The following is a 12229-nucleotide window of genomic DNA, read 5'->3' on the forward strand; positions in this document are numbered from 1 at the left end:
GGCTGTCCATAGCATTCGAAGGTCATGCAAAACCACTGTGGGAGCTGGCTTGCCTGCGATAGCGGTGTATCTGACACATTGTTAGCGAATGTGCCGCCGTCATCGCAGGCAAGCCAGCTCCCACATTTGGGGCAGATTACAGATTCAGTAGCGCCAAGCGCTCGCGAACGGACGCCTCGATACCCGCCTCGTCCAACCCGCATTCAGCCAGCATCTGTGCCGGCTTGGCGTGCTCGACGTATACATCCGGCAAGCCCAGGTGCAGCACCGACTTGAGGATATTCTCCCGCGCCAGGAACTCGCTGACCGCCGCACCGGCGCCGCCCATGATGGCGTTCTCTTCGACGGTCACCAGCAGCTCATGGCCAGCGGCGATCTCGCGCACCAACGCGTCATCCAGTGGCTTGACGAACCGCATGTCGACCACGGTGGCGTCGATCTTCTCAGCGACTTTCAAGGCTTCGGCCAGTTGTACGCCAAACACCAGGAATGCAGTCTTGCTGCCTTGGCGACGCACGATGCCTTTACCGATTTCAATCGGCTCCAGGTCTTTCTCGATCACGGCATTCGGGCCTGTGCCGCGCGGGTAGCGCACGGCGGCCGGGCCGTTGTACAGGTGGCCGGTGCTGAGCATCTTGCGCAGTTCGTTCTCGTCGCTCGGAGTCATCACCAGCATGCCGGGGATGCAGCGCAGGTACGAGAGGTCGAAACTGCCGGCATGGGTCGGGCCGTCTTCGCCTACCAGGCCGGCGCGATCGATGGCGAACAGCACATCGAGGTTCTGCACCGCCACATCGTGAACCAGCTGGTCATAACCACGTTGCAGGAAGGTGGAGTAGATCGCCACTACTGGCTTGGCGCCTTCGCAGGCCATGCCGGCCGCGAAGGTAACGGCGTGTTGCTCGGCAATCGCCACGTCGAAGTAACGCAGCGGGAAACGCTCGCTGAACGCCACCAGATCGGAGCCTTCCTTCATCGCCGGGGTAACCCCTACCAGACGCGGGTCGGCGGCGGCCATGTCGCACAGCCATTCGCCAAACACCCCGGAATACTTCGGCCCGCTGGCTTTTTTCGGCGCGGCGGCGGGGGCATCGAGGGGTTCGAGCTTGGTGATCGCGTGGTAACCAATCGGGTCGACTTCCGCCGGAGCGAAACCTTTGCCTTTTTTGGTGACGATATGCAGGAATTGCGGGCCCTTGAGGTCGCGCATGTTGCGCAACGTGGCGATCAGGGTGGGCAGGTCGTGGCCGTCGATAGGGCCGATGTAGTTCCAGCCCAGCTCTTCGAACAGGGTGCCGGGTACCAGCATGCCCTTGGCGTATTCTTCGGTGCGACGCGCGATTTCCCACGCGCCAGGCAGGCGCGACAGCACTTTCTTGCTGCCTTCGCGCATGCTGGCGTAGGTACGGCTGGAGAGGATCTTCGCCAGGTAATTGGACAGGCCACCCACGTTGCGCGAAATCGACATGTCGTTGTCGTTGAGGATCACCAACATGTTGGCGTCCACTTCCGGCGCATGGTTCAGCGCTTCGAAGGCCATGCCTGCGGTCAGCGCGCCATCACCAATCACCGCAATCGCCTTGCGCTCACTGCCTTGCAGGCGGGCGGCAATCGCCATGCCCAGCGCTGCACTGATGGACGTGCTGGAGTGGCCGACGCCAAAGGTGTCGTACTCGCTCTCGGAACGGCGCGGGAAGGCGGCCAGGCCGTCCTTCTGGCGCAGGCTGGCCATGCGCTCGCGACGGCCGGTGAGGATTTTATGCGGATACGCCTGGTGGCCCACGTCCCACACCAGCCGGTCGTCCGGGGTGTCGAACACGTAATGCAAGGCGATGGTCAGCTCGATCACGCCCAGCCCGGCGCCAAAATGCCCACCGGTCTGGCCGACCGTGTAGAGCAATTCCAGGCGCAGCTCATCGGCCAGGGTTTCCAGCTCGGCTTCACCCAGTCGACGCAGGCCGTCCGGCGTGGCAGCACGGTCGAGCAGGGGCGTAGACGGGCGTTTGCGGGGAATCTCTTGAAACGTCGTGGGCATCAGGCGAATCGTTATAGGTATAGAAGAGGCGGCAGTTTACCTCAAGCCGTGCAAACTGCCCACGCAGAGGGCCTAACTTGGCCGATATGCGGCGCAAATGGCCGCGGCTGTCAGTGGCGACGTTCGACGATATACCGCGCCAGGTCACGCAGTGGCTCGGCCGCCGCGTCGAAAGGTCGCAGGGCATCCAGGGCCTGGTCGCGCAGCTCGACGGCATACGCCTTGGCGGCTTGCAGCCCCAGCAATGCAGGATAAGTCGGCTTGTCCCGTGCGATATCGGCGCCTTGGCGTTTGCCGAGGGTGGCGGTATCACTTTCCACGTCGAGAATATCGTCCTGCACCTGGAAGGCCAGGCCGATAGCGCGGGAGTAGGTCTGCAGGGCCGCCAATTGCTCGGCGCCGGCGCGGCCACTGGCCAGGGCGCCCAACTGCACGGCCGCCTCAATCAGCGCGCCGGTCTTGTGGCGATGCATGTGTTCCAGGGCTTTTTGATCCAGCTTGAGGCTGACCGAGCCCATGTCGATGGCTTGCCCGCCGACCATACCGGCCGGGCCTGCGGCGTGGGCCAAGGCGGTGACCATGCGCAGGCGGATCTCGGCGTTGACGCTGCTCAAGCGCGGGTCCAGCAATGCGCTGAACGCCAGGCTTTGCAAGCCGTCACCGGCCAGGATCGCATAGGCTTCATCAAAGGCTTTATGGGTGGTGGGCTGGCCGCGACGCAAATCGTCATCGTCCATTGCTGGCAAATCGTCATGCACCAGGGAATAGGCGTGGATCAACTCGACCGCACAGGCCGCACCATTCGCCTCGGCTGCCGGCGCCCCGAGAGCTTCGCAGGCGGCATAGGCCAGCAACGGGCGCACACGCTTGCCGCCATTCATCACGCTGTAGCGCATGGCTTCATAGAGGCGCGTCATTTCCGGGCTTGGCGCAACAAACAGAGGCTCCAGCGCGGCATTCACCCGGGCTTGGCTACTGGCCTGATATGCGCTGATCATTCCGGCTGTTCCGCATCGAAAGGTTCTTCGGCCAACTCCCCGTCACGCTCCAGCAACACCTGGACCTTCTGCTCCGCCTGCGCCAACGCGCTCTGACAGTCGCGGGTCAGGCCGATGCCTTGCTCAAACGCTGTCAACGAGTCTTCCAGCGACAACTCGCCGTTCTCCAGACGCTCGACCAGGGCTTGCAGGTCGGCGAGGGATTGTTCGAAATCGAGTGCAACTTTTTTGCGGGCCATGGCGGCAATTCCGGTAGACGGTAAACCGGCGCGACACTAGCAGACATGGGGGATTGGGGCAAATGAGTGGCGCACAGACGGTGATGTGAGCCGATTGATGGGTTTATTCGGCTCACCGAGTCTCAGCTTGCCTTCGTGGCCACCGAGCACTCCCCCTGCGCCGCTTTCAATTGGGCCTCGAAGACCAATAAACCCCGATGCATATTCTGCAATGCCACAATTTGCATGGCTAACGCTTGCTTCTTATTGGCGATGGCTTGATCAGCCTTGTCCCAAGGAAGTGCATCACCCTCGTACCCCTGCAAAATCTCCTGTAATTCCTTGAGCTTGAACCCCAGTTGTTGCGCGCACTTTATAAACATGAGCCGCTCGACACTCTGCTCGGTATAAACGCGATAACCGCCCCGACGCGCAGGCGCTGGCATCAGCCCGATCGCCTCATAGTGACGAATCGCCTTGATGGTCGTGCCGGACAACTGCGCGGCTTTGCCGATGTACATGAAAATTCCCTTTTTCAAATAGTGCGCCGGCCTGTTTCAGCCACTTGGCCCGCTGCGTCAGCGAAGAGCCCAGCACCGGCCCCAACAGCAGCGTCTTGCTCGTCGCGATGCCGCACAGCGCCAGCGTGGTGCGCCGCATCTGGTAGATGGCCGGCATGCGATAAACCCAGCGGTAATACCACGACGGCGTGTCCAGGGTCACTAACAAGTGCGCGGTTCTGCCCTTTAATAACTTGTCTGGGAATGCCTTGCCTGCGCGGTATTTGAAGGCAAAGCCGGGTAGGAAAACGCGGTCGATAAAGCCCTTCATCAGTGCCGGGACACCGCCCCACCAGACAGGGAACACCCACGCCAGGTGCTCGGCCCAAAGGATGTCGGACTGGGCGCTGAGCAAGTCGGGCTCCAGCGTCTGTGCCTGGGTATAGCCATGATTAAGGATGGGGTCGAACCTGAGATCACCCAGGCGCAGGACGCGGACTTCGTGGCCGGCCGTTTTCGCAGCGTGGATATAGGTGCGCGCGAGGGCGGAACAAAAGCTATCGGAGGACGGGTGGCCGAGAATGACCAGAATGCGCTGACTCATGGTGATAAGTTCTGAGAAAAGGGCATTCAGGGTAGGGGGTGCCGTATAGGGGAGAGTCAAGTGCCAGCAGGACCTTTCTGTGAGGTACGCGGGACCCTTCCTGAACTGTTCTCGAATGCTTGTGACGGTACTGTGGGCTGGCTAGCCTGCCTTCCCTGACATCAGGGTTCTTCGCCGCGCGATTTCAAGTACAGGCGTGCTTTTGCTAAGGCGTGGTCGGATTCGGAAAATTGTGCAACAGGCTGCTGCACAATTGTCTTGGTGCCATCAAGTCGCGCTTTTGGACAAACTTCCCGGCAGACGAGCAAATCGAGCGAGAGTTGGCGGGGTAGCCAGGGGCTTTTCGGTGGTTGAAAAATGTAAGGAAAAATCTCACGCGTGAGCTATTGAGTACCTTGCGGATTGCCTGTAGATTTTCTCACGCGTGAGTTTTTCACAGCGAGGTCAGTACCATGAACAGCAGCTCTCCATCGAGCCCATCAACTGGGCCCGATACCGATTCAACAAGCCTCAAGGGAGAGCGCTTGAAGCCGTCCGCAAAAAAGCCGTCGAGCTTTTACATGAAGCAGATGCGTGCGGGGCTGGCGGCGGCCGGTTATGTGAAACACGAGACTTGGGTGCTTCCCGAAAACCGAAGCCTGCTCAAGCAAATGGAGAAACAGCTACGCCAACCGATCCTGGCTGGCTCATTCATGTCGGAGAATTTCATGAGCGCAGGTACCAACTGGAATATCGATCGCCTCTTCAGTGCTCTTCAGGCGCTGGATGACGTGACGTCCAATGACATTACGCTTTCTCTCGTCCAAGGCTCCGAGTCCAGCATCAAGCTGGAGATGAACGACTTTGGTGGCTTGCCGATTTACATCGCGGTGGTGGGCGAGCAAATCATCGTGGATACCGTCCTGGTCGACGCCGAGTCCATCAACGATGTCGCGAAATTCAACGACGCCGTGCTGCGCAGCCGGGAGATGTTCCCGTTGTCGTCCATCGGTATCGAGTCCATGCCGAACGGGCAGGTGGTTTACAACATGTTCGGTGCGCTCAGCTCCGACTCCAGCCTGACCAACATCGTGACCGAGGTGAAAACCCTGGTTGATAACGTGCAGCGCGCCAGCGAAGCCTTCGAACGTTTCTTCATTTAATTATTCGGGAAAACCCAATGACTCAGTCCATCTGGAGCAAATTGTTCACCGCGTTGCGTGGCGGTGCCAGCGAAGTCGGCGAATCGATCGTCGACCAACAGGCCCTGCGCATCCTCGACCAGGAAATTCGCGATGCCGACAGCGCCTTGGCCAACGCCAAGCGTGAATTGGTAAGCATCATGGCCAAGCACAAACTGGCGGCTGATCGCGTTGGCGAGTACGACGCCAAGATCAAAGACCTGGAATCCAAGGCGATGGCCGCTATCCAGGCCAACCGTGAAGACCTCGCCCTGGAAGTGGCCGAAGCCATTTCGACCCTGACCAACGAGCGGGACGTGGAGCAAAAGCAGACCACCGAGTTCGGTGGGTACGCTGAGAGCATGCGCAAAGACATCACCAAGGCCGAAAGCCGCATCAAAAGCCTGCGCCAGCAAGTGGACATGGCCAAGGCTCGCGACAGCGTGCAAAAGGCCCAGGTCAGTGCCTCCATTGCCAGCGGCGGTGCCAACGGCAAGCTGGAAACCGCCGTCGGTACGCTCAATCGCTTGCAGGCCAAACAGCAACAACGCGCCGCTGAGCTGCAAGCCCAGGATGAGCTGGCTGAAGCGTCGACGGGGACAGACCTGGAACGCAAACTGCGCGATGCCGGCATCACGCCGAACGAAGGCAGTGCCAATGCGATTCTGGAGCGTCTGAAGCAAAAGTCGGCTGAGTAATCAACGCAGGTCAGTTAAGCCTGCAACTCTGTGGGGAGGGAGCTTGCTCCCGCTGGGCTGCGCAGCAGTCCTGTTTTTGGGGCCGCTTCGCGCCCCAGCGGGAGCAAGCTCCCTCGCCACAGTCGCAGTGCTCTTCTTTTGTATGTTGAGGTCAGGATGAACGCCTTGAAGGGTTTCAAGACAATCGCAGGCCTGGCCCTCTTCATGGTCGCGCTGCAACTGCTCAATGTGGCGACCGGTTACAGCCTCATGGCATTCGGGCTGATCCCTAGAACGGTGCAGGGTCTGTTCGGCATACTCTCCTCGCCGTTTTTGCACGCCTCCTTCGCTCACCTGAGCGCCAACCTGATTGCCTTTTTGGTCTTGGGCTCTCTGGTCATGATCGAAGGGGTCAACCGGTTCATCGCCGTCAGTGCCATCGTCATTCTGCTGGGCGGCTTGTTGGTCTGGCTGTTCGGTTTTTCAGGCGTACACGTCGGCGCCAGCGGCTGGGTGTTCGGGCTATGGGCCTATCTGCTGTCTCGCGCCTGGTTTCACAGAAGCTGGGGCAACCTGCTAACAGCCGCTGTTGTGGCTTTGCTGTATGGCGGACTGGTCGTGGGCTTCCTTCCGCGGCAGGGCGTTTCCTTCGAAGGGCATCTGTTTGGTGCGCTCGCCGGATTTATTGCAGCCAAGGTACTTCTATCCACGCCGCGCAGCGGGTTTAATGCCGGGTGAACGCACTTGAGCATCCAGACGCCGAGGCGATGCTGTCGTCAGGATTCAAGTACCCAGGGAGCCAGGGGCTAAATGTCGATTTTCCTACTGTTACGCATGTACGCCTCGTCCCTCTTTCATCGCTTCGGTTGGGCAGGCCTGATCGTTGCCTTGGGTGTCCACCTGAGCACGGCTTATCTGGGCCTGGTGTTGCTGGGCGAACAACACCTCACCGCTCCCGCCACGTTTATCTACTTCTATCTCACCACCACACTCACCGTCGGCTATGGCGACCTCGCACCGCAGACTTCTGCTGGGCGAATTTTCGTGGCGGCCTGGGTCATGCTCGGGGGCATTGCGCTGCTCACGGCAGCCATCGGCAAAACCACCAGCAGTGTTATCGATGCATGGAGAAAAGGCATGAAGGGCAAAGGTGATTTCACCGGCAAGGTCGGCCATACCGTGCTGATCGGCTGGGAGGGCGCGTCCAGCGAGCGGGTGATTGAGTTGTTGCTGCAAGACGAAACCTCGAACGACAACCTGATCGTGATCTGCGATTGCAGCCTTGAAGAAAACCCGATGCCGGGCAAAGCAGCGTTCATCCGCGGCGAAAGCCTGTCTTCCACCGCACTGTTGCTGCGTGCCGGTGTGCCCGGTGCCGAGCGTGTGCTGGTGCGAACCCCGTCTGATGACCTGACGCTGGCCACCGTGCTGGCGGTGAACCAACTGAGCCCCGTCGGGCATGTGGTCGCCCACTTCAACGAAAGTGAAATCGCTGCACTGGCCAGCTCCTACGCCCCGCGCCTGGAATGCACGTCCAGCATGGCGATCGAAATGCTGGTGCGCGCCTCTCAGGATCCGGGCTCGTCGGTGGTCATCAATGAGTTGCTGTGCGTGGGGCAGGGCGCCACCCAGTACCTGATGAAATTGCCCGACGCCTTTGAGGCAACGTTCGGCGAGCTGTACACGCAGATGAAGGAGCGCCACAACGCCACCCTCATTGGCTATCGCGCCAAAGGTGTTCAGCAGCCGTCGATCAACCCGCCCAGTGCCACAGCGGTCAAAGGCGGCGAACTCTTCTACATCGCTTCCACTCGCCTTAAGGAAATCTCCCATGGGATGGCTTAAACAGTTGATGGGGCTTGAGGCCCCAAAAGCCACTACCGACTCGAGCCGAACCGCCAGCCCAAGCCTGCCTGCCACTGGCCCTTTGGGCCTGGCGCCGGGCAAGGGCGTGATGTTTGACACGACTCTGAAATTGCTGCTCGATGAAAAAACTAACGTGGTGATCCCCGGCTCCCAGGAAATCTGGAGCAACGGCACCATCGACCTCGGCCAGTCCACCTGGCTGTCGCGCTATTACATGAACGACGAAGATTATTGGTTGCAGGTGCACACCACCGGCCAGATAGCGGGCCAGGTCGAGTCAGTGATTCTGTTCAACTACCTGAGTTACGTCACCATCAGCAGTGAAGCGGAACTGAGCAGGCTGGCGGGCCCACAGAGCATGATCGGGCTGCCGACCTACACCCACGACGGCGTCGAGTACTTCCGGGAGTGGGGCAGCGAGGACGGCCAGACCGAATTGGTGGCGATGAGCGAACAGGTCACCAGCCCAGAAGCCACCTACAGCGTCGAGCACCGTTCGATGCTATACGCCCGCGACACCGGCTTGACCGACCGCCGAGAGTTCCTGCTGTTCTCCGTCGAAGAAGATGCCGAAGGCACCATCAGCCTGAGCACATCCCTGGGCATTTCGCTGTACACCACCGACCTGACTACGCTCTAAAAAAAGGAAGCCGTCCATGCTAGAAGCACTCTCCATCTCCCTCAACAAAGCTGCGGTGCTCGGCTTTGTCCTCTACATCCTGGGGGCTGCGGTACTGTTCGCGCTGTTCCAGTTCATCTACACCCGCATCACCCCGCATAAGGAGTTCGAACTGATCCGTGCGGGCAACACCTCCGCAGCGGTCGCCCTGGGCGGTGCCATCGTCGGTTTCGCCATTCCGGCCAGCAATGTGATTGCCTACTCGATCAACGTTCTCGACTTCATCGTCTGGGCCGTGATCGCCGCCGTCGTCCAGCTGCTGGCGTTCCTGCTGACCAGCCTGGTGCTCAAAGGCACGTCCGAGCGCATCAAGAAGGGCGAACTGGCGGCCGGTATCTACGTGGCCGCGGTGGCCATCAGCGTCGGCATGCTGAATGCCGCGTGCATGACGCCCACCTCGAACTGATTGCCCACGGAGCTCCCGATGAAACGAAGCAAGTACGTCCAGCTGTCGCTGGCAGCGTCGGTCGCCATGGCGATATCCGGCTGCGGCCCAACGGAAAAAACCTACGATCTGCAAAAGAAGTACAACTTCCAGTCGGTACAGCAATGCGCCGATGAAAAGCTTCCGGTGGACGTCTGCTCGGACGCCTACATGACGGCCATGGCCGAGCATCGCCGCATTGCGCCGGTGTATGACAGCCAGGCCGATTGCGACGCCGACTTTGTCGCTGATTGGTGCCAGCAAGACTCCACCGGCAAATTCATCCCGCGCTTGGGCGGTTTCGAACTGACCGCCGAAGGCCAGGTGACCCAATCCCAGGTCGACGCTGCCAATGCGCAAGCGGCCAATGCTCAGGCCAGCAGCGGCGGCTCAGGCTTCTCCACCAGCAGCCTGCTGACCGGCTTGCTGATCGGCAACATGCTGAGCAACAACCGCAACAGCTACCGTTCGGAACCGGTGTACCGCTATCGCGATGATCGCGGCAACTACGGTAATTCGACGCTCAACCAGCGCGTGTCCAATGGCGCGACCTTTGGCCGTTCCAATCAGGCCCGGTACGGCAGCAGCAATTACACCAACACGCTGCGCTCTTCACCTAAGTCGAGCTCGGTTTCATCGGCCACCTCCCGCGGCGGCTTCGGCAGCAAAGCCAGCGCACGCAGCGGCTGGGGCGGCGGGTCGAGCAGCTAAGGAAACCGGCCATGAAGAAGATCCAATGCGCAGAGCGTCATGACTGGAAACACACAGCCGAGAGTCTTGGCTTCCTGTTCCATACCATCGACGACGAACCTTACTGGGACGAAAGCGCGTACTACCAGTTCACGCTCAAACAAATCGAGCGCGACCTCGAAGACCCGACCACCGAGCTCCATGACATGTGCATGGACCTCGTCGCCCGCGTGGTCCACAGCGAAGAACTGCTTGAACGCCTGAGCATCCCCGCGCCGTTCTACGACATGATCCGAACCTCATGGCTCGAAGGCCACCCGCACCTGTACGGGCGCATGGACTTCTCCTACAACGGCAGCGGGCCCGCCAAGTTGCTGGAGCTCAACTACGACACCCCCACCAGCCTCTACGAAGCAGCTGCGTTTCAGTGGGGCTGGCTGGAACAATGCATCGAACGCGGCCTGCTGCCCAAGCACGCCGACCAGTTCAATAGCATCGACACCAAACTGCACCAGGCCTTCGCCCAACTGCAGGTCAACCAGCCGTTCTACTTCGCCTCGATGAAAGACTCCATCGAAGACAAAGGCACCACCGACTACCTGCGCCTGGTCGCCGAAAAGGTCGGCATCGAATCGCGCCACATCGACATCGAAGACATCGGCCTGACCAGCGAGGGCCGCTTCGTCGACCTTGAAGATCGCTGGATCCCCCACCTGTTCAAACTGCACGCCTGGGAGTTCATCTTCCACGAGCCCTTTGGTGCCGCGATTGCCAAGAGCGACACGCAGTTCTTCGAACCCGCGTGGAAATCCGTCCTCTCCAACAAAGGCATCCTGCCGCTGCTGTGGGAATTCAACCAAGGCCACCCCAACCTGCTCGCGTCCCACCTGGACACCGACCCAGGCAAGGCCGTGCCAAAAGGCTGGGTGCGCAAGCCGTTCTTCTCCCGGGAAGGCGCCAACATCGAACTACAAACCGCCGACGGCCTGATCGTAAAAGAAGACGGCCCCTACACGGATGCGCCATTCATCCTTCAGGAGTTCGCACCGCTGCCAAAATTTGGGGACAGCTACACGCTGATCGGCTCTTGGGTAATTGGCGACCAGGCCGCTGGCATAGGTGTGCGAGAGGACAATAGCTTGATCACCAAGGACTCAAGCCGGTTTCTGCCGCACTTGATCCTGGATTAAGGAAGTTGATCGTTCCCACGCTCCGCTTGATCGTTCCCACGCTCCGCGTGGTAACGCTTCCAGTGACGCTCCGCGTCACCCACACGCATCTCAATCTACGCCCATAAAAAAGCCTGCCTTTTCAGGCAGGCTCAATACGGAGCATGGCAGTCTTAGCTCTGGCGAGCAGACAGGGCCGAGTAGCTGTTCATCAAATTGCGATAGTTAGGAATCCGCTGGGACAACAAATTCCCCAGCCCTTCGATATCGTTGCGCCAGTCGCGGTGCAACTCACACGCCACCGAGAACCAGTTCATCAACTGTGCACCGGCCTGTGTCATCCGGCTCCACGCCGCCTGCTGCACCGTGGTGTTGAACGTGCCCGACGCATCCGTCACCACAAACACCTCAAACCCTTCCGCCAGCGCCGACAACGTCGGGAACGCCACACACACATCCGTCACCACACCGGCAATGATGATTTGCTTACGCCCCGTGGCCTTGATCGCCTTGACGAAATCCTCGTTGTCCCAGGCATTGATCTGACCAGGGCGAGCGATATACGGCGCGTCCGGGAACATCTCCTTCAACTCCGGCACCAGCGGGCCGTTAGGGCCTTGCTCGAAACTGGTGGTGAGGATGGTCGGCAAGTTGAAGAACTTGGCCAGGTCAGCCAGAGCCAGCACGTTGTTCTTGAACTCGTTGGGGGAGAAGTCCTGCACCAGGGAGATCAGGCCGGTCTGGTGATCGACCAGCAGAACAATGGCGTCGTCTTTGTTCAAGCGGTTGTAGGTTGCAGTGCTCATGGTTGAATCCTTTTTTGTTTAGGTTGGTTGGGCGTTGCGTTCAACATGGGCACAGATTAATGGGTGGGTGACGAGGGATAAATCGGGTGGAAGGAGTCTTACTGTCAACTTAAAAGAGACAGTTGTTGGCGCATAATGTTTGCATCGGATTGCTGCGCAAAGGATCCCCATCGCCTGCATCTTATGGTAGCTGTGCGCAGCACACCCTCGTGTGCGCCGGGTTCCAAGCGACCGGTGGACTAACTGCTTACGGCTGCCACCGTTTGTTTAGTTCCACAAATGACCGCTTCAATTAGCGATTGGAACTTTGCTATGGATAACGTTGTTTTGGATTCGATGTCGTCACGCGACTCATGTCTCACTGACATAGCAATTTTATTGAGTGGCAGTTTTTCAAGCGTTG

General features: G+C 59.6%; 14 protein-coding genes. 8 read left to right on the top strand and 6 right to left on the bottom strand.

Translation table 11 applies throughout. The annotated features are described in order from the left end of the window. Nucleotides 1-136: 136 nt before the first annotated feature. The 5 genes from dxs to AC1RAC_RS19515 all read right to left on the bottom strand — a co-directional run bounded on the left by dxs (nt 137) and on the right by AC1RAC_RS19515 (nt 4355). Nucleotides 137-2035 carry a 1-deoxy-D-xylulose-5-phosphate synthase gene (gene dxs, locus AC1RAC_RS19495; RefSeq protein ID WP_057975577.1) on the bottom strand — a complete coding sequence of 633 codons (1899 nt, stop codon included), beginning with the start codon at nt 2033-2035 and terminating at the stop codon, nt 137-139. Between the two features lie 110 nt (nt 2036-2145). Continuing rightward, the gene (gene ispA / locus AC1RAC_RS19500; RefSeq protein WP_034126861.1) at nt 2146-3033 is read right to left on the bottom strand and encodes a (2E,6E)-farnesyl diphosphate synthase; all 888 of its coding nucleotides are present in this window, start codon (nt 3031-3033) and stop codon (nt 2146-2148) included. After that, nucleotides 3030-3272, bottom strand: a complete 243-nt coding sequence (locus AC1RAC_RS19505; RefSeq protein WP_003194556.1) for an exodeoxyribonuclease VII small subunit — start codon at nt 3270-3272, stop codon at nt 3030-3032. The genes ispA and AC1RAC_RS19505 overlap by 4 nt, the downstream gene beginning before the upstream one ends. Before the next feature lie 122 nt (nt 3273-3394). Beyond that, nucleotides 3395-3772 carry a MerR family transcriptional regulator gene (locus AC1RAC_RS19510; RefSeq protein ID WP_089042523.1) on the bottom strand — a complete coding sequence of 126 codons (378 nt, stop codon included), beginning with the start codon at nt 3770-3772 and terminating at the stop codon, nt 3395-3397. Further along, complete coding sequence (locus tag AC1RAC_RS19515; RefSeq protein WP_127881474.1) at nt 3711-4355, bottom strand: NAD(P)H-dependent oxidoreductase; 645 nt, start codon at nt 4353-4355, stop codon at nt 3711-3713. Before AC1RAC_RS19515 ends, AC1RAC_RS19510 begins: the two co-directional genes overlap by 62 nt. Before the next feature lie 560 nt (nt 4356-4915). On the opposite strand from AC1RAC_RS19515, the gene AC1RAC_RS19520 reads away from it, so the two are divergent. The 8 genes from AC1RAC_RS19520 (at nt 4916) to AC1RAC_RS19555 (ending at nt 11041) form a co-directional block, all read left to right on the top strand. Then, the gene (locus AC1RAC_RS19520; RefSeq protein ID WP_034126864.1) at nt 4916-5497 is read left to right on the top strand and encodes a YjfI family protein; all 582 of its coding nucleotides are present in this window, start codon (nt 4916-4918) and stop codon (nt 5495-5497) included. Nucleotides 5498-5514: 17 nt separating this feature from the next. Beyond that, nucleotides 5515-6213: a PspA/IM30 family protein gene (locus AC1RAC_RS19525; protein ID WP_014720114.1), complete on the top strand. Its 699-nt coding sequence runs from the start codon at nt 5515-5517 to the stop codon at nt 6211-6213. Nucleotides 6214-6369: 156 nt separating this feature from the next. Then, entirely contained in the window at nt 6370-6930 is a 561-nt protein-coding gene (locus AC1RAC_RS19530) for a rhomboid family intramembrane serine protease (protein ID WP_197880345.1), read from the top strand. Between the two features lie 72 nt (nt 6931-7002). After that, nucleotides 7003-8037, top strand: coding sequence for an ion channel (locus AC1RAC_RS19535; RefSeq protein ID WP_490613929.1), 1035 nt, complete (start codon nt 7003-7005; stop codon nt 8035-8037). Then, entirely contained in the window at nt 8024-8698 is a 675-nt protein-coding gene (locus AC1RAC_RS19540) for a DUF2491 family protein (RefSeq protein WP_198791691.1), read from the top strand. Before AC1RAC_RS19535 ends, AC1RAC_RS19540 begins: the two co-directional genes overlap by 14 nt. Nucleotides 8699-8714: 16 nt before the next feature. Continuing rightward, complete coding sequence (locus tag AC1RAC_RS19545; protein WP_003194539.1) at nt 8715-9143, top strand: DUF350 domain-containing protein; 429 nt, start codon at nt 8715-8717, stop codon at nt 9141-9143. 18 nt (nt 9144-9161) lie between these two features. After that, entirely contained in the window at nt 9162-9872 is a 711-nt protein-coding gene (locus AC1RAC_RS19550; protein ID WP_181125279.1) for a DUF1190 domain-containing protein, read from the top strand. Nucleotides 9873-9883: 11 nt separating this feature from the next. Then, nucleotides 9884-11041 (top strand): glutathionylspermidine synthase family protein, encoded by a 1158-nt coding sequence (locus AC1RAC_RS19555; RefSeq protein WP_236453015.1) that lies wholly within the window; start codon nt 9884-9886, stop codon nt 11039-11041. Nucleotides 11042-11193: 152 nt separating this feature from the next. Here AC1RAC_RS19555 and ycaC read toward each other — a convergent pair whose 3' ends face one another. Further along, a complete protein-coding gene (gene ycaC / locus AC1RAC_RS19560) occupies nt 11194-11826 on the bottom strand; it encodes an isochorismate family cysteine hydrolase YcaC (RefSeq protein WP_014720109.1) in 633 nt (210 codons plus the stop codon). Between the last annotated feature and the right edge of the window lie 403 nt (nt 11827-12229).

It is taken from the genome of Pseudomonas sp. GW823-FHT02F05 (assembly GCF_058797315.1).

Excerpts from the sequence above, each read along its gene's own strand:
- AC1RAC_RS19540 (WP_198791691.1), top strand. The coding sequence starts at position 8,024 with ATGGGATGGCTTAAACAGTTGATGGGGCTTGAGGCCCCAAAAGCCACT.
- AC1RAC_RS19530 (WP_197880345.1), top strand. The coding sequence starts at position 6,370 with ATGAACGCCTTGAAGGGTTTCAAGACAATCGCAGGCCTGGCCCTCTTC.
- ispA (WP_034126861.1), bottom strand. The coding sequence starts at position 3,033 with ATGATCAGCGCATATCAGGCCAGTAGCCAAGCCCGGGTGAATGCCGCG.
- ycaC (WP_014720109.1), bottom strand. The coding sequence starts at position 11,826 with ATGAGCACTGCAACCTACAACCGCTTGAACAAAGACGACGCCATTGTT.
- AC1RAC_RS19550 (WP_181125279.1), top strand. The coding sequence starts at position 9,162 with ATGAAACGAAGCAAGTACGTCCAGCTGTCGCTGGCAGCGTCGGTCGCC.
- AC1RAC_RS19510 (WP_089042523.1), bottom strand. The coding sequence starts at position 3,772 with ATGTACATCGGCAAAGCCGCGCAGTTGTCCGGCACGACCATCAAGGCG.
- AC1RAC_RS19505 (WP_003194556.1), bottom strand. The coding sequence starts at position 3,272 with ATGGCCCGCAAAAAAGTTGCACTCGATTTCGAACAATCCCTCGCCGAC.
- AC1RAC_RS19535 (WP_490613929.1), top strand. The coding sequence starts at position 7,003 with ATGTCGATTTTCCTACTGTTACGCATGTACGCCTCGTCCCTCTTTCAT.
- AC1RAC_RS19545 (WP_003194539.1), top strand. The coding sequence starts at position 8,715 with ATGCTAGAAGCACTCTCCATCTCCCTCAACAAAGCTGCGGTGCTCGGC.
- AC1RAC_RS19525 (WP_014720114.1), top strand. The coding sequence starts at position 5,515 with ATGACTCAGTCCATCTGGAGCAAATTGTTCACCGCGTTGCGTGGCGGT.
- AC1RAC_RS19515 (WP_127881474.1), bottom strand. The coding sequence starts at position 4,355 with ATGAGTCAGCGCATTCTGGTCATTCTCGGCCACCCGTCCTCCGATAGC.
- AC1RAC_RS19520 (WP_034126864.1), top strand. The coding sequence starts at position 4,916 with ATGAAGCAGATGCGTGCGGGGCTGGCGGCGGCCGGTTATGTGAAACAC.
- dxs (WP_057975577.1), bottom strand. The coding sequence starts at position 2,035 with ATGCCCACGACGTTTCAAGAGATTCCCCGCAAACGCCCGTCTACGCCC.
- AC1RAC_RS19555 (WP_236453015.1), top strand. The coding sequence starts at position 9,884 with ATGAAGAAGATCCAATGCGCAGAGCGTCATGACTGGAAACACACAGCC.